This is a genomic window from Paraburkholderia fungorum, from assembly GCF_902833645.1.
In the GTDB taxonomy this organism is placed as follows: Bacteria; Pseudomonadota; Gammaproteobacteria; order Burkholderiales; family Burkholderiaceae; genus Paraburkholderia; species Paraburkholderia fungorum.
On record NZ_CADFGE010000002.1, the window covers coordinates 902509 to 919303 of the forward strand.

Below are 16795 nucleotides of genomic sequence, written 5' to 3' on the forward strand. Positions count from 1 at the left end.
AGCCCGCCAAAAAGCAAGCTTCATGCCGTTTATAGAACAAGCGCGAAAAAGCGCATGAACCGCCCGTACCGCCCGGACTACCGCCTGCTGCGAAGTTTGCCGCGCCGGCCGATCGTCCGGTCGATCGATCAGCGCGTCTTTCTCCAGCCTTTTCGCGCGCCACGCACCAAAGCGGCGCAGAGCCCATGCACGATCATGCACGTAATGTGCGTTAAACCAGTGACGTCTGGCAAACGCGGCATGAAGATTGCGCGTTGTCATCGCCCCATCACTGCCACCCATCACCGGGCCCGATCGATGAAAACCTTCCACTGCAATCGCTGCACACACCTCGTATTTTTTGAAAACGTCCGCTGCGAACGGTGCGAGTCCTTGCTCGGATATGTACCTGAACTGGCCGAAATCAGCGCCTTCGAAGAAGCCGGCGAAGGGCTTTGGCGCAGTCTGCATCCGGATGCCAAGGATGCGCTGTTCCGCCAGTGTCACAACTACGCGGTCGAAAACGTCTGCAACTGGATGATCCCGGCCGACTCGCCGGACACGCTGTGCCGCGCCTGCCAGCTCACGCGCACGATTCCGAATCTGAGCGTGCCGGACAACCGGCTTTACTGGTACCGGCTGGAAGTAGCGAAACGGCGTCTGCTGTACACCCTCGCCGCGCTCGGCCTCGAGGTGCCGTCGCATCAGAGCGACCCGGAGCATGGCCTCGCATTCGAATTCCTCGAGGAGAGCGGCGACGGCGCGCCGGTCATGACGGGCCACGACGACGGCCTCATTACGCTGAACATCGCCGAAGCCGACGACGCCTACCGCGAAAAAGTCCGCAGCGCGATGGGCGAACCCTACCGCACACTGCTCGGCCACTTCCGCCACGAGACCGGCCACTACTACTTCAACCGGCTGGTGCAAAACGACCCGCGCTGGCTCACGCCCTACCGCAAGCTGTTCGGCGACGAGCGCGCCGATTATGGCGAGGCGCTGACGGCCTACTACCGCGACGGCGCACCGGCGGACTGGCAGGCGTCCTTCATCAGCGCCTATGCAACGATGCATCCCTGGGAAGATTGGGCCGAGACGTGGGCGCACTACCTGCTGATCGTCGACGTGCTGGATACTTCGACTTCGTACGGCCTCGCCCTGTTGCCCGACGACCCCAGCGAGCCGACGCTGACCGACCGCACGCCCGTGGAAGACGCGAGCTTCGATAATCTGATGAAGCGCTGGTTTCCGCTCACGTATGCGTTGAACAGCCTGAACCGCAGTCTCGGCATGCCCGACGGTTATCCGTTCACGCTGGCCGCGCCGGTGGTGGACAAGCTGCGGTTCGTGCATCGGGTAATTGCGGCGGCCGGCGATAAAACGCCGCTGCGCGAACCCGAAAAAAAGCCCGCTGCCGAATAAACCGGCAGCGGGCCTCGTTTGATCGACGCCGGCTCTCGTTATCGAGCGTCGCTAAGCAGGCGGCCTCCCTGCGCGGCCTCAATACGCCACATAAGGGCCCGCGCCGCCGGGAGTTGTCTGCTGCTCGACAGCGGCATACACATTGCGGCCGTAGAAGAACGGCAGGCCCCAGTCGAAAACCGACGACTTCACAAACGCCGGCCCCGCCAGCAGCGGCAACGCCGAATCGCCGCTGTACGTCTGCGAAATCGAATCGGCATTGCCGACGCTGAAGTTCACCGCGCTCGTCGTGCCGTTCACCCCCTGAATCATCGCGCTCAACGCTTGCGTCGATCCCGGACAGTAGTAGGCGTTGTTCGGACCCGAGCAGGCCGGCATGGCACTCGTCTGAAAGAACAGGCCCGTCGAGCCGCTATCGAGAATACTGCTCGAATACGTCGTGCCGTTCTGCACCGTCGTGAAGGTGCCGTTCGACGGACTCACGCCGATCACCTGCGCACTGCCCAGCGAATTGTTGCTCTGTGTGCCGATGCCGAACACCAGTTGGCCGCTCACCGATTGTGCGCCGCCCGCCACCATCGGCAGGCTCAACATCGACCCGTTGTTGTCGGTGGCAAAGTACGGGATCGGGTTGGCGACCTGCAGCGCTTCGGCGAGCGGAATCGACGTGCATGCCGTGCCCTTGCAACCGTAGTACGTCCCGGCTAAAGCCTGCTGCACACAGTTCGCGCCGCAGTCGTGCTTGAATACGCCGATACCCAGGATGCCGTTGGCCTGCAACGAAGCCGGCGTGTTGCGCGAGGCGCCGTAAGCCGCGCAGTCGGCCGGCAGCGAAGCGTAGTTCGGATCGATCACCTGGACCGGCAGCGAGGCCGCTTTTTCGCCGGCGATCTGCAGGTCGGCGAGCTTTACCGAACCCCACGTGTAGCCGTCGAAGAACGCCATGCATTCGGCAACCAGATTGCCCGAGCCGTCCTTCTCTTGCGGCAGCGTCATCGACGCGGGCAGTTGCGAGGCGAATATGCGCACGCCCCACGAGCCGGTATCCACCAGCATGTGATCGATGGTTTGGCACTGGCTGGTGCCAGGCACGCAAATAGTAACGCTGACGAACGGCATGTTCGGCACGTTGCTGACACCCGAGTCGACCGTCACGCGCACGGCGTTGGCGGCAATCACCTGCGGTGAAGGCGAAGTATTAGTGACGGTGGGACCGGCCGACAGGCTCGTGCCACTGGAACTCCCCGACGAGGCGGAGCCGCTGGAGCCGCCGCCCCCACCGCCGCAGGCACTGACGAGCAGCGCGAGCAGCGCCGCGCCCAACAAGGTCACAAACGAAGACATATGACGCATGATCCGCTCCGTTATTGAATGACGCTGGCATCGACGCCCGCGGGCATCGCTTGCGGCAGATAGGCATAACCGGCGAACGCGCGCAGGTGGCCACCCGAGTACACCACCAGGTCGCTGCTGGACACCGCGAGCGGCGTGCCGCGGCGGGTTGCGGTAGCGGCGACGTACTGGTCGAACGAAGCACCCAGCACGGACTTCAGATCCGGCAGCGTCGGGCCTTCCCACGCGACACCGAAGACGATGCCGTTGGGCGCGACGTACTCGCGCACCAGCGTGCCGGACGGCATCGTAATCAGGTGTACCGAATACGCCCGTTGAGCCGTGGCCGTATGAGTCACGGCGTGAAGGTGCGTCAGATCGCTGTCGACAGTGCTGACGTTCTGACCAAGCGTGGCGTGTGCGGCAAACGACAGCGCGCAGCCGGCCCCGAGCATTGCGCGAGCAATGCCTGTAGTGAGCATCGGTTTCAAGAGATTTCCTTCGAGGTGAAACGCTCGTGACCGGCAGGTCAGCCGATCACGAACGGGAATTCAGGGGCGCACTCCGGACCGGCGGTGCCGGTATGGCATTCACACCGGTTGGGTTGCGTGAATGCGTCTACGGAGTGGCGGCGCGAAACTTTAGGCAGCGCGAAGCGGCGCGGCAATCGTTTGCGGGATGATTTAAACCTTCGGCGAGCACACTGCCGTTCGAACCTGTTTGATCAATGCAGACCGGATCGCCAACGGGCGGTGCTCGGACGCCTATTTTCCCGCTGCAAGCCGTTTAAAGCGAACACACGCAAAAAATAACAGGGCCGCAGCAGAAAAATGTCAATGCGTGCCGCATGAGGCGAACGATGTAAGCGGACACTGAATAATTCGCATCGAACCGCCTGTTTCCTCTGACAATTAAGGCGCCCAGGCGGCAAAAAAAATGCCGCGGATAACTTGAGGTCATCCACGGCATCCAGTGCTTCATTACGACATCTGCAGGTCACGCCGAATCCGGATCGCGCGATCCGGCGCGGCTGCGTTCGTTACTTTTTCTGCTGCTGCAAGAGTGACTTCAACTCCTGCACGTTTTCTTCCACGCGTTTTGCGATCACCGCATACGACTCAGCTTGCGTCTGATACGCGGCCTGCGCCAACTGCTGCATATCGGCGAGCGATTTATGCAGGCTTTGCTGGATCAGTTCGGCAGCTTTCGCGGGAGGCGCTGCGCCGCCTGCCGACAATTGCCCCGTGAGCGACTGCAATTCGCCCAGCGTGGCGCGCAGCATCTCGGTCTGTTTTTGCGCGAGCGACTGCATGCCCTGGAAAGCAGTCTGATTCGCCTGAACCAGTGCTTCCACGTCCTTGCGTCGCGCTTCCATGATGGCGGGTACGTCGAAGCCGGGGAGCTTGAACTGCTCCAGCATTTTGGTGAAATCGCCAAACGGATTGGCGGCGTCAGGTCGGTCCATGCGAAATCCTCCTTAACGGTTGAATACTCGCCCGCGATGCATCGCCGCGATGGGTTTCTGCGGCTCAAACACCCGTGGCGTCGTGTGCGCCGCACTTCCCGCAGAGGCTTGCCGCATCTGGGGTCGGACGGCACATTGGGTCAATCATGCGCCATCCGGCCACATTGCGCCAGCGGGCACACCCTGGCGCCGCCGGTCTGCGTGGCCGGCCGTGCCACGGTTCGGTCACGCGGCATGCAAGGCGCGGTAAGCTACGCGGCGGTTTCAGTAACCCGGCGAAGCGCCGTCTCGACTATCGTTGCCGATGTGCTCGCGCACTGTCGCGCCGGCACTGTCTCGATGGGAGCGAGATCATGAAAAAAGGCTGGATAAGCGCGGCACTGACCGCCGTTGTTAGCGTGGCCGCGACCGGTGCGCTGGCTCAGGAAGCGGCTCCGCCGCAGCCCGCACCGCTTCACACGCAGGGGGAACCGCCGCACGGTGACGGCCCACGCGACCCACGCGGACCACACTGGCAGCATGAACCGAAAGGCCCCGGTTTCGCGGTGATCAACGATCTGGAACAGTTGCGCCGCCTCTATGCAATGAGCGGACGTGAAGGCGAGATCGTGGCCGTGTATCACGATGTGCTGAACAAGACGCAGGATCCTATGCTGCGCCATTATGTGTACGACGCGCTGGCCCGCGAACAGTTGAAACCGGCCAACGCCGATCAGGCGATCGCCACGCTGCGTACCAGTCTGTCGGAAGACCTCGTCTCGGCGAACAAGTCGCCGCGCGGCCTGCCGCCTGGAACGCAAGCACCTGTGCCGCAATAAAGCGCGGCAGACTACGCAACCGAAGCATCACGCGTTCGAACGCCAGTTCGAACCTCGATCGCTGAAAACGCTTCCGCCAGAAAGCAGCGCAACCGTTCGGTGCGCTGCGTTAGCTTTCGCACATAGCCGCCATTCTGCCTACTTTTCATCTTCCCTCAGGTGATTAGGATTAGAGCACCGCAACGCTAGTGCCTGGTGAATCATGCGCTACCCGATGGACATGGCCGTCGCCGCTGCTCTTCTTGTCCTCGTTCTCCTTTGCATCATCGAGCTCGCCTTGGTGTGATGCCTCGCGCCGTTGTTCGCAACTCGTCCCGACCTAGCCTCCCGCGCTGCATTTTCGCTGTGACATAGCACGAAATAATTGTTGAGTGGAGTTCGCCAGGTCACTCGCCCATACTTCGTTTCGCTGCCGGTGCGTACCAAAAAGACGCATGAGATCAAGGGTGCTTTGCGCGAAATAGCGCGTGTGAATGCCCTCCCGACGATCAACGATCCCACGGTTGCCCGATCGTCGTAAGAGGCGTTCGAACACAACGGCACCGGGTGCCGACGACAGGATGAACATGTTGACTTCAGTGAGTTTCCTCAAAAAGAATGCCGCTCGTTTTGCATGCGTTGCGATGGTCTGCGGCAGCGCGCTCCTCACCGGCTGCGCCGGCGGCAGCATCAACAATGCGACTCAACGCAGCGTGGAGCCGCAGGTGCGCCCCGACAACATTTATGTCTACACCTTCGACAGCAGTCCGGAGCAGGTGAAGCTGGACAACGGCGGTATGCTGAAAAAATTGAAAGCGCAACTCGACGGTTCGTCCACCGCGCAAAAGCAAACCGCCGATGCGATCGCCGTGCGCGAGCAGGTCGCCAACGAAATCGTTCAGCAGTTGCAATCGATGGGGCTGCGCGCGATTCGCTCGGACGTCCCCGCCCCCGCCGACCAGAACGTGCTGCTCGTGCAAGGCAGCTTCGATACGATCGACGCCGGCAATCGCCGCCGCCGCGTGCTGATCGGCCTGGGCGCCGGCAAGAGCGAGGTGAGCAGTTCGGTGCAGATTCTGTACAAGCCGGCGGGCGGCACCGCAAGGCTGGTGCAAAGTTTCAACGCCAGCGGCGACAGCGGCAAGGCACCCGGCATGGCCGAAACTGCCGGGGTGGGCGCGGCGGTGGGCAGCATCGCGACTTCCGCGGCCGTGGGCGGTGGCTTGCACGCCATGTCCGAATCCAAAAAGACCGGAGTTTCAGCCGACGCCACACGCCTCGCCGACGCAGTCGCCAAACAGGTGGCGCAAATCGGCGTCAGCGGAGGCTGGCTCTCGACGCAGCATGTCAAGGGTTAAGCGCGGCGCCGTCAGGGTTTTCAGCAGAAAGCGGCTGCGGTTTTTGAGGCTGTCGCGGGAAAGTGATCCGTTCGCGCGTGCTGTCGCGCACCGCCGCTCAACACACGGCCGACGACGAATAAATTTCGTCCGTCACCATCCGGCAATATGCCGATGCGATGATGCCGGCTCGTACCCGCCCCTTGCGGCTCGAGAACGTGCAGCCGGATGCGCTGCAGTCCGACACCGCCCGGGGCGGGCACGTCCCGCACCAAACCTTGCGCCGGACCACGCCACGAGGCCGGGGTTTAAGCCTTCGCAGGACGCCCCGTCTTGACCGTCTCGAGCGACGACACCGCGGCAAGCAGGCGCTGCGGCGCTGCTGATTCCAGCATGATCAACCCTGCTCGCAGCAACTCGCTCTTCTTGACCGAGACGCCGGCTTCGAGGCACTTCTGCTTGAGCGACGCGATCCTGTCGTAATCCGATTTCGGCATCGTGAAGCTGTCGCGCACGACTTTCTCTTTCTTCGGCGGCTTGGCTTTCCTGGCTTCAGGTGTGCTGGCCGGCGCGGCTTCGGCAGTGGCCGAACGCTTCGGTTTAGCCGCCTTCCTGCCGGCGGCCGGCGCCTCCACTGCGGCCGGGCTCTTTGCTTTCGCCGTTTTCTTGACAACAGGCGCAGCTTCCGCCGATGCCGAGCGCTTCGCCTTCGCAGCCTTCTTCGCTTCAGGCGCGGCTTCCACCGGCGCCGCACGCCTCGCTTTGGCAGCCTTCCTGGGCGCAGGCGCGGCTTCGGCGGCTGCCGGGCGCTTCGCTTTGGCCTCTTTCCTGACGGCCGGCGCTGCTTCTGCCACCGCTTCTGCCACTGCTTTTGCCGCCGGCTCCGGCGCGGCTACCGGCTGCGCGCCTTCCGCCGCGTGCTTGGCCGAACTCTTGGGGAAATTGAATGACTTCCTGGTGTGCTCTTTGGTGACGGGTGCCGACATGGTTACCTCCGCAGTTATAATGGTATAAACAGTATATACCGTTTATTCGCGACTCGGAGCGGACCATGGAGCGCCGTGCGACGTCCCCGACCGGCACTCAGGATGCATTCAGCGGGATCAACCTCGGCTTCGTCAGGCTGTATGCGATCTGCCCAAACAGCGTATTCAGGCTGTTGGTTCCGCCTGCGGCGTTGGCGCAGGTGTCGGAATAGAAATACGACGAGTTAGTCGCAATCGATTCCATCGTTTTGCAGGCGGTGAGTTTATCGTTACCGTCACCACAACTCGGCGCCGACGCGGCCTCGCCACCCAGATAAGCCACCGTGTAGATCAAGGTGCCTGTGTTGTTCTTGATGGCCGACGCCGCGTTGATGGCCGCCTGACATTCACTTCCATAGGTGCTGCTGTAGGTACTACCCAGTTGGCTCGTCGTGGAAGACGCGATCCCGTCGCTGAGCAGGATAATCACGTTCTGTCCCGGCGGACTCTCCGTTGCGGCCGTGGCGGCCAGAGACGTTTGCGCCGCCGTGATCGCCTGGGCGTAGAACGTGCCTAATCCACCGGGCGCAGGCAAACCGCCGCAACTTCCGCCACCCAGCGCCTGCACGATAGCGGAGCCGGTATTCGCTTGCTGGTTGCTGCCCAGATAGCCTGAACTCGCGGAAGCGTACTGATAGCTGGCACCCGAAGCCGAATAACTGCCGGCAATAGTCGCTGAATTTCCGCTGCACGAGAAGTTGTACGTCGACGATGTTTGTGGCGGAAACGCCATCAATCCCACCTTGTCGCCGGCGTTGGTCAGGCCCGTGAGCAATTTCAGCGCGCCCGCTTCGGCGCACTGCAACCTCGTCTGCGCGACGCCTTTTGAATTCTTGCAGTTGCTGTCGGTCGTGGTGCTCATCGATCTCGTGGTGTCGAGGACGATCATGACGTTATAGAGCGCGGGCTCTGCGCCGCCTCCCGCCCCTGCTACCGACGTCGCACTGATTGTTTGCGAGTTCATGCCGAAGACTTTGGCGAAGAAAAGTGGCACGCTCGCCTGCTGCGTCACCTTGATGCCGTTGTATCCGGATGCCGCCTGTTTGTACGGCAGCGTGACGCTGGACAAGGTCAGGCCGGTTACCGTGGCAGTCGCCGGGTTGACGCCGCCCGGCATGGTATTGCCTTGCCCCGCCGTGAACGCCTGTGCGTCGCTGGCAGCCGTTGCCCACGGTTTGGTCCAGAGATCCACCGCGCCGGCCAGCGCCGCGGCATCCGTAGCGCTCTGCAGTCGCCTCTGGCTGTATGCCAGATAGCCGTAGTCGACAGCCAGCGACGCAAACCCCAGCAGAACGACCAGAGAAATCGCGACGACAACGGAGACAGCGCCGCGCTGGTCCGCCGGCGCGGCGCGAAGCCTAAGATTCTTCTTCATGATGCACGCCCTCCCAAACTGTCGGTCCGGTTCCTCTGCGCCTATTGCACGCGCTCCGCTGCCGTGGCATTGAGCGCGGTCGGCATCATCGAATAGAGACCGGACAAAGCCCCTTTAAACAGGGGCGAAAAATTACTGTAGGTCACGGTAACGGCGGCGGTCGCCACAGCCGATCCGCTGGCGGCGCTGGTCAGGTCTGCTGCGCAAGCCGCGTCGCTTGTGCAGTTGCCGCCGTTTACCGTGGCGGTGATCGACAGGTTGCCGGTGTTCAGCACCGCTGCCGACGTTTGCACCTGGGTTTGCGTTCCCGAATAGGGAGTGGTCGTGCCACGCTGCGACGCAAAATAGCGTGCGCCCGCCGATGCGGCGTTGGCGACCATGACGTAATTGCCAAGCAGCCAGCCGAACTGCGCGAGACCAAGCGCAATCACGAGGAGCACCGGGACGAGGAGCGCAAATTCGACCGCCGCAATGCCTTGCTGTTTCTTGTGCGTCATGACCGCCTCCAGTTCATGAACACGCCGCGACAGCCGCCAGGACCGGCGCGTGACCGAAGCTCGCGTTTGCAAGAGTTTCATTGCACGAGCTCCGACATGTTCGCGCTCAAGCTGGACGGCATGATGGACTTGAGACCGTACAATGCCCCGCCGAACAGCGGTGCAAATGCGTATCCGAGCGACACGCGCGCCTCGGTTCCCGCGGTCGGCGCCTGAGTGGACGTCCCCAGCGCGCTTGCGCACGTGCTGTCGCTCGAACAGGTCGTGCCGCCGACGCTCATGGTGATGGTCAGCGCGCTCTTCAGTACCGCGGTCGATGCGAGTATGGCCTGCTGCGTATCCGAATACGGTGTGGCGTAGCCACGCTCCGAGGCAAGCTGGTGGGCGCCGAGCGACGCCGCATTCGTCAGCATCACGTAGTTGCTCATCAGCCAGCCGAATTGCACCGTGCCGAACAGGCACGCCAGCAGAATCGGCAACACAAGGGCAAATTCCACGGCGGCCCCGCCGCGCTGATTCTTCCGTTTCATAGACCCTCCCCAATCGTCGTCCGACGCGTCAAGACTCCGGAGCACGCCCGCTCGATGGCGCGTGGCGGACTGTTTTGCGAACGCGCCACCGTCATCCCCCCGAACCCGTCATGCTGGGAAGCAGAACCCGGTAGATGTGGATCATGGCCGGCCCCATCAGCACGACGAGGAGCGCAGGGAAGATGCAGAAAATCAGCGGAAACAACAGCTTCAGCGCTATCTTGGCGGCCTTTTCTTCGGCGCGCATCCGCCGCCGGGTACGCAGCGTGTCGGACAGCACTCGCAGTGACGCGCCCACGCTCGTCCCAAAGCGTTCTGCCTGAATCAGCATCGCGCTGAAGGAATCGATATCCTCGACGCCCGTGCGCAGCGAAAAATTGCGCAGAGCCTTTTCCTTGGAGAAGCCGGAGCGCATTTCAAGCAGCATCAGCTCGAGCTCGCTCGCCACCGCCGGGCTGCGCAATCTGATCTCGTCGCCCACCTTCATCAGCGACGCATCCAGACCCAGGCCCGCCTCGACGCAAACGGTCAGCAGATCGAGCGTGTCGGGAAAGTCTTCCACCAGCACGCGTTTGCGCCAGGCAATGCGGCGCATCAACACCAGGTTGGGCAAGTACAAACCGATTGCGCCGAGCGCGGTCAGGAGGATCAGGCGCTCGAAAGTCGTCGCGGCGCTCGCCGTGCCGACGAGCCAAAGCAACGCGAGCGATGGCAGGGCGATCGCCAGCGCGGTCTTGGCGGCGAAATAGATCGGGGCCGCCCCCGGCGAACGCCAACCGGCATTGGCGAGATGCAGGCGCAGTGCGGATTGCTCCCAACCGTCCTTCGGCACCGACAGTTTCGAAATGGGCTCGGACATCTCCGCGATCTTTTCGAACCAGGAGACATCGGGCGCTTCCGGGCTACTATCAGCCCCGAAAGCGATATTCGCGCCGCCTGCCTGCTCGATCCGGCGCCGCAGATCATGCGGCGCGACAAGATGCATTGCGCCGAATACGGCGGCGAATACAACGGCGAACACGCCGGCCAGCAACAGGATCTGTGTGGCGTTTAGCGTCTGCATGATTTCTCCCCGATAACGTGTCGTGCACTCTGTCGCGAGCCGGCGGCACTACACCCGGATCTTGACGACGCGCCGCATCCAGAGCGCGCCGAACAGCATAGATAAGAGCACCGTCGCAAGCATTTTTATTCCCGCCGGGTCTTGCCAAAGGACATCGAGAAAACCGGGATTGCCCAGCATCATCAGCACGCCGGTCCCGAACGGCAGCAAGCCAAGCACCCAGGCGGACATCCTGCCTTCGGCAGAAAGGACGCGAACCTTGTCGAACAGCTTGAATCGCTCGCGAATCAGGGCAGCGATGCTGTCCAGCACTTCCGAGAGATTGCCGCCCGTCTCGCGCTGAATCACGACCGCGATCACGAAATAGCGCAGGTCCCGGATCGGCACGCGCGTGGCAAGGTTCGTCAAGGCTTCACTGATCGACACGCCATAGTTGATCTCGTCGAACGTGATACGGAACTCGCCGCTCATCGGCTCCGAGAACTCGGTGCCCACCATGTCGATCGCGCCGGTAAAGGCATGTCCTGAACGCAACGCGCGGGCGAGCATGTCGCAAACGTCGGGCAGTTGCCGCTCCAGCAGGCGGATGCGCTTGTTGCGGCGGCCCTGCACATACAGGACCGGCAACATGGCGGAGAGCGCCGCGCCGATTGCGGTGAAGAGCGGCGGCACCGCGAACAGCATGCCCGCGAGCAGGACGAGCGGCGGCAGCACGGCACAGGTGCCGATGAGCCGGGCGACCGTCCACGTCACGCCGGACTGCTGCAGGAACAGGTCGATGGCATGCACACGCGGCATCTGCAGCAGAAGCCGCGCGGGCAGCGACGAGCCGGCCAGCATGCGGGTCTTGAGAATCGAGAGCCGCTCGGCACTGACCTGTCCACCCGCGGACACTGCGCGAATCCGTGAATCGACGCGGCGCGCAACCGGTCCGTGCCGGCTGTTCCAGTATTCGTACGCGCCTTCCAGCGCCAGCGCCACGGCAACGAACAGCAGAATGATCGACGCATAAAAGATCGGGGTCATGCGAGTCTCCTCAAGCACCGTGTGAACGGATCGGGCGCTGAAACCATGCACGTCATGTCGTTTCGAAGCGCCGGGCCGGATCGTAGACATGCTCCGAGGGCGCGACACCGAACGCCTGCAAGCGCTCGGCAAACTTCGGCCGCACGCCGGTCGCGCTGAAGTACCCGCGAACGCATCCCTTCGCATCGACGCCGGAGCGCTTGAAAACGAAGATTTCCTGCATGTTGATCATGTCGCCTTCCATGCCGGTCAACTCCGAAATGCTGACGATCTTGCGGCGGCCGTCGGTGAGCCGCGTGGCCTGCACGACCACCGAAATCGCCGAGGCAATCTGCTGGCGCATGGTCTTGGTCGGCAGCGAAAGGCCGCCCAGGTTGATCATGTTTTCCAGCCGCGTGAGCGCGTCGCGCGGGGTATTTGCGTGTATCGTGGACAGCGAACCCTCGTGCCCGGTGTTCATCGCGTTGAGCATGTCGAGCGCCTCGGCGCCGCGCACTTCGCCCAGAATGATGCGGTCAGGGCGCATGCGCAGCGCGTTGCGCACCAGCGTGCGCTGCGTAATCTCACCGCGCCCTTCGATATTCGGCGAGCGGGTTTCCAGTCTCAGCACATGCTCCTGGCGCAGTTGCAGCTCTGCGGCATCTTCGATCGTGACAATGCGTTCGTCGCCGGGAATGAAACCCGACAGGACGTTCAGCAGCGTGGTCTTGCCGCTGCCCGTGCCGCCCGACACCAGAATGTTCACCTTGGCGCGCGCCAGTGCATCGAGGACCTCCGCCATCGGCGGCGTCAGGCTTTGCAGTTCGACGAGGTCGGACACCTGCAGGGGATTGGCGGCGAAACGCCGGATCGACAGCAACGGACCGTCGACGGCGCACGGCCGGATGATCGCGTTGACGCGCGAGCCGTCCGGAAGACGCGCATCGACCATGGGGCTCGATTCATCGATATGCCGTCCAACGCCGGAGACGATTTTCTCGATCACCTTCATCAGATGCGCGTCGTCATAAAAGGTCACATCGGTGGCTTCGAGACGCCCTCTTCTCTCGACGTAGGTATGGCGGTACGTATTCACCAGAATGTCGGATACGGTCGGGTCGCGCAGCAGCACTTCCAGCGGTCCGAAGCCGAACATCTCGTCGTGCACGTCGACCACCAGTTGTCTGCGTTCGAGATCGTTGGCCGGTGCTTTCTGATCTTCCAGAATGCGCCCGATAAGCGCGGCGATCTCCTGGCGAACCTGTTCAGGCGGCATGCGCGAAAGACGCTCCAGCTCGACGCGATCGAGCACGGCCTGATGCACCTCGCGTTTCAGCTTCTGGTACGCGGCGCGCATCATGCCGGCCTGCGGGTTCGACGGGTCGGATACGTCGCCCAAAGGCTGGACGCGTTGCGCGGAAATCTGCTCACGAAGCGACATGATGGCCCCCTTTGGCCTTACATCATTTCAAGTTTCGGCGGCGCCTGACGACCCAGCAGCCGCGAGAACACGGACGTGCGGCTGGCACGTCCCCGGCCCGGCGTCGACGCACCGTCGACGATGTTTTCCGCGAGCGTCTGCAAGGCGCGCGATACGCCGCTAGCACGGGCGGTCTGCGAAACCGGCAGTCCCTGATTCATGGCGTCGGACACGACCACCGGGTCCTCCGGAATGACCTGCCAGGCCCGCATGCCCAGCACCTGCTCGAGCGCCGAGCGGGCGCGTTCGGCCTGACGCGTGTAGCGATTCAGCAGCAGCCGCATCTGGTCGGGCGCATAACCGAGCGAGCCGAGAATTTCCTGCAGCCTGCGGCCGGCCCGGACATGCGGCATGCTCGCCTGCAGCACGATATGAATCTGTTCGCTGCTGTCGAGCGCATGCATCGACAGTTGATTGATGGTCTGCCCGAGGTCGAAGATCACGAAGTCGTAACGCGGCACGGCAACGCCCAGAATCCATTCGAGGCGGTCTTCCTTGAGCTCGGCCGCTTTGATCGGATCGCCCGCGCCCGCCAGAATGTGGAAGTTGTCGGTGACGTGCACGAGGCTCGCGTCGAAAAACGCGATATCCATGCGCTCGATCTGCGAACAGACCTGCGGCAACGTCGAGGGGGGCGTTTCGTCGGATACGAGGAAAGCGGCGTCGGCGAATTGCTGGTTGAGGTCGATCAGCAAGACCCGCTTCTGAGCGAGCTGCGCAATCGCGTGCGCGACGTTGCAGGCAATGAAGCTGGTGCCCGTCCCGCCCTTGCACGACATGAACGACAGGATGCGGGTTTCGCGCGTGCTGCCGGGCACGCACTGGGTCTGCGCGCGCCGCAGCGCGACACCCAGTTGGTGCGGATCGAGCGGCCAGCCGAGGACGTCGCGAAAGCCCGCGCGCATCGCCGCGATCAAGGTCTGCGACGACGTATCGGGCGTCACCAGGATACAGGTGAGCCGTGTATGGGCGTGGTGCAGCGTCTCGACCGCGGAGAGCTCGACGTCGCTCAGCGACTCGGCGTCGACGATCAGGACATCGAAAGCCTCGAGACTGTCGCCCCGCTCGCCAAGCCTTGACGGCCTGCCGCTCGCGCGGGTGGTCCGGCAACCGCCGCATTCGCCGATCAGACGCACGATCTGGGCGAGCCGCGCGCTGTCTTCAGAGAGAGCCAGGACATTGATCATGATGTTCTCAAATGGACAAACCAGGGTAACGGGCGAGTGTTGGCGTCAGTCGAGGCATGACGCGCCCGCCCGCAAGGCGCTCACTGACCGCCGGAGCCGCCGCCATTGCCGCTGCCGATGCCGATCACGAAAGCATTCGGGCTGATGACAGGTTGCTGGAACGACTTGTCGTAAGCCTCCTGTGCCGCCACGGCCGCCTTGCCGTCGACGCCCGGCGCCGACGGTGCATGCTCGCCCGCGTGCGGATCGATGATCTGCATCTGCGCAGCCATGCGCGCCGCTTCGCCAAAATGCTCGTCCCACACGGGCGTGCTCGTCATGCAACCGGCCAGCGCCACGCCAAGCGTCAGCGCGAGAGCCGCGCGAGCTGTCAAAACGAAATGTTCGAGTTTCATGAGATTCCCCTCGTCGCGCATCAATGTTCATCGGCAGGATGGGTTTCGCCCGCTTTGGCGACCATCTGCTGGCGGCTCGTCCCCATGCTCGTCACAGAAGCCGGTGCGGCGGCAGGCAATGGCGTCGCCGCGGGCGCGGCGCTACCGTCGGGCGGACCCGTCACGACCGGCGCCGGTTGGCCGGTTTGTGTATCGCGCGATAGTTGCGCAGGCGCTGCGCTCGTGCCTGCTGCGGGTGCGGGTACAGGTGCGGGCGTCGGCGGTGCGCCCGGCGCTGCCGGGGCCGGGGCGGCGGATTGAGGCTGACGGCCTTCCATGTTGCCGGTGGCATAAACGCCGGCGTCCGAGGTCTGCCTGAAGCTGTCGGTCGGCAACGGGTAGTCGGTGCTGCTCGGCAAAGGCTTGACGAGGTGCACGGTGATGATGAAGACGAGTTCCGTGCGGTCCTGCTGGAAAGACGTGCTGCGGAATAGCGCGCCCAGCACCGGCACCTCGCCGAGGCCGGGAATCGCCTTGAGCGACCCGGTAATGTTGTTCTGGATCAGTCCGCCAATCGCAAAGCTCTCGCCGTCGTTCATCTGCACCGTGGTCGAGGCGCGACGCGTCGTGATGAGCGGCAGGATCGCCGCTCCGCTGACATTGGTGGCGGTTACCGTCACCCCGGTCGGCGAGAGCTCCGAGACTTCCGGCGCGACCTTCAGGTTGATCCGGCTGCCCGCGAGTACGGTCGGTGTGAACTTGAGGCCGACGCCGAATTCTTCTTCCTGCAGCGTGATCGTCGAGCCGCCGGTACCGTTGCTTTGAGGAACCGGAATGAAGACCCTGCCGCCGGCGAGGAACGAAGCCTCCTGCCCACTGAGCGTCACGAGGTTGGGCTCCGCGAGAATCTTGCCGAGACTGTCGGTCTTCTGCGCGTCCACCGCTACGTTGAACGGCAGCTTGTTCGCCTTGCTGACGGCAATGCCGTTACCGACACCGGCAAGCAGGCTGCTCACCAGCGCGCCCGTCCATGAACCGAAACCGCCCTGGATGTTCACGGCCGCACCGAGCTGGTTGAGCAGCGTCTTCGAGACTTCCGCGACCTTGACTTCGAGCATCACCTGTTGCGGCGAATCGACCGTCATCATGTTGATGACTTCGGATGCCTTGCTGACGCTCGTGCTCTGCTGCGTCAGGCTGGAGCCGCCGGCGCCGAAGTTCGCGGTGCTCGCTTGCTGCTGTTGGGTGGGTTGGGCGCCCGCATAAGCGTTGGCAATCTCCATCGCCTGCTGGGCGGCCTGCGCGCCAGAAACGCGGCCCGCCAGCACGAGGTTGCCCGCCGCGGTCGATACCCTGATGCCACGCTCGGCGGGCAACAGTTGCTGCAGCGTCCGCTGCAAGCCGTCCGAGTCGATGTTGACGATTACATCGATGATCTGGCATTGACCGCTGCGCCCCTGGACAATCATGTTGGTCGTGCCGACCGTCATGCCGACGAGGTAAAGCGTGCGCGGCGACACCAGCGTCGCCTGCGCAACGGTCGGATTGCCGAGCGTGCGGTTGCGCGCCGGCTCGGCGAGCGGCACGAGGACCGACTTGCCCACGGCCACGGCGACACTCGATTCGTCACGAATCTCGCCGCTGCAGCTCGGCCCGCTCAACGGCACGGCGCCCAGCGATTTGCCGCTGGCCGCCGGACCCGACGGCATCGGCGACATGCTGATCATCATCGGCACCGGGCCACGGCCCACCGGCAACGCCGCGTTCGCGCCGCCCTTGCCGGGCGCGGACGTGCCGCCGATCTCCTGCGCGGCGCCGGATTGCGCGACAGCCATACCCGCGCACAGCGCCGCCGCGAGCACCGTGCCGCTCAGTGAGCGGCGACGCGCGTGGCTGCCCGACGAGAACCCCAGTTCTGTTTTCATGT

Annotated in this window: 16 protein-coding genes; 3 read left to right on the forward strand and 13 right to left on the reverse strand. The window is 63.4% G+C overall.

What is annotated here, in order from left to right:
- Positions 1-297: 297 nt before the first annotated feature.
- The gene (locus HWX91_RS10750) at positions 298-1401 is read left to right on the forward strand and encodes a zinc-binding metallopeptidase family protein (protein ID WP_042275979.1); all 1104 of its coding nucleotides are present in this window, start codon (positions 298-300) and stop codon (positions 1399-1401) included.
- A 78-nt stretch (positions 1402-1479) separates the two neighbouring features.
- Here the strand turns inward: HWX91_RS10750 and HWX91_RS10755 are convergent, their stop codons facing one another.
- The 3 genes from HWX91_RS10755 to phaP form a co-directional block, all read right to left on the reverse strand.
- A complete protein-coding gene (locus HWX91_RS10755; protein WP_028198381.1) occupies positions 1480-2754 on the reverse strand; it encodes a DUF3443 domain-containing protein in 1275 nt (424 codons plus the stop codon).
- An 11-nt stretch (positions 2755-2765) separates the two neighbouring features.
- Complete coding sequence (locus HWX91_RS10760) at positions 2766-3215, reverse strand: DUF2844 domain-containing protein (RefSeq protein WP_028198382.1); 450 nt, start codon at positions 3213-3215, stop codon at positions 2766-2768.
- 557 nt (positions 3216-3772) lie between these two features.
- On the reverse strand, positions 3773-4198 hold the full coding sequence (gene phaP / locus HWX91_RS10765) for a phasin family protein (RefSeq protein ID WP_028198383.1): 426 nt from the start codon (positions 4196-4198) through the stop codon (positions 3773-3775).
- A 353-nt stretch (positions 4199-4551) separates the two neighbouring features.
- Between phaP and HWX91_RS10770 the strand changes: the two genes are divergently transcribed.
- A complete protein-coding gene (locus tag HWX91_RS10770; RefSeq protein ID WP_028198384.1) occupies positions 4552-5016 on the forward strand; it encodes an invasion associated locus B family protein in 465 nt (154 codons plus the stop codon).
- Positions 5017-5582: 566 nt separating this feature from the next.
- Entirely contained in the window at positions 5583-6353 is a 771-nt protein-coding gene (locus HWX91_RS10775; RefSeq protein WP_028198385.1) for a DUF4410 domain-containing protein, read from the forward strand.
- A gap of 287 nt (positions 6354-6640) precedes the next feature.
- Here HWX91_RS10775 and HWX91_RS41290 read toward each other — a convergent pair whose 3' ends face one another.
- The 10 genes from HWX91_RS41290 to HWX91_RS10825 form a co-directional block, all read right to left on the reverse strand.
- Positions 6641-7318: a hypothetical protein gene (locus HWX91_RS41290; RefSeq protein ID WP_028198386.1), complete on the reverse strand. Its 678-nt coding sequence runs from the start codon at positions 7316-7318 to the stop codon at positions 6641-6643.
- Positions 7319-7415: 97 nt separating this feature from the next.
- Positions 7416-8732 carry a vWA domain-containing protein gene (locus HWX91_RS10785; RefSeq protein ID WP_028198387.1) on the reverse strand — a complete coding sequence of 439 codons (1317 nt, stop codon included), beginning with the start codon at positions 8730-8732 and terminating at the stop codon, positions 7416-7418.
- Positions 8733-8773: 41 nt separating this feature from the next.
- Complete coding sequence (locus HWX91_RS10790) at positions 8774-9229, reverse strand: TadE/TadG family type IV pilus assembly protein (RefSeq protein WP_162181305.1); 456 nt, start codon at positions 9227-9229, stop codon at positions 8774-8776.
- A gap of 77 nt (positions 9230-9306) precedes the next feature.
- A complete protein-coding gene (locus tag HWX91_RS10795; protein ID WP_035519543.1) occupies positions 9307-9759 on the reverse strand; it encodes a TadE/TadG family type IV pilus assembly protein in 453 nt (150 codons plus the stop codon).
- A gap of 91 nt (positions 9760-9850) precedes the next feature.
- On the reverse strand, positions 9851-10822 hold the full coding sequence (locus tag HWX91_RS10800) for a type II secretion system F family protein (RefSeq protein ID WP_028198389.1): 972 nt from the start codon (positions 10820-10822) through the stop codon (positions 9851-9853).
- Positions 10823-10870: 48 nt separating this feature from the next.
- On the reverse strand, positions 10871-11848 hold the full coding sequence (locus HWX91_RS10805; protein ID WP_028198390.1) for a type II secretion system F family protein: 978 nt from the start codon (positions 11846-11848) through the stop codon (positions 10871-10873).
- 52 nt (positions 11849-11900) lie between these two features.
- The gene (locus HWX91_RS10810; protein ID WP_028198391.1) at positions 11901-13268 is read right to left on the reverse strand and encodes a TadA family conjugal transfer-associated ATPase; all 1368 of its coding nucleotides are present in this window, start codon (positions 13266-13268) and stop codon (positions 11901-11903) included.
- Between the two features lie 17 nt (positions 13269-13285).
- Entirely contained in the window at positions 13286-14494 is a 1209-nt protein-coding gene (locus HWX91_RS10815) for a CpaE/TadZ family protein (RefSeq protein WP_028198392.1), read from the reverse strand.
- A gap of 80 nt (positions 14495-14574) precedes the next feature.
- Positions 14575-14889, reverse strand: coding sequence for a hypothetical protein (locus tag HWX91_RS10820; RefSeq protein WP_028198393.1), 315 nt, complete (start codon positions 14887-14889; stop codon positions 14575-14577).
- Positions 14890-14909: 20 nt separating this feature from the next.
- Positions 14910-16793, reverse strand: a complete 1884-nt coding sequence (locus tag HWX91_RS10825) for a type II and III secretion system protein family protein (protein WP_028198394.1) — start codon at positions 16791-16793, stop codon at positions 14910-14912.
- Positions 16794-16795 lie beyond the last annotated feature (2 nt).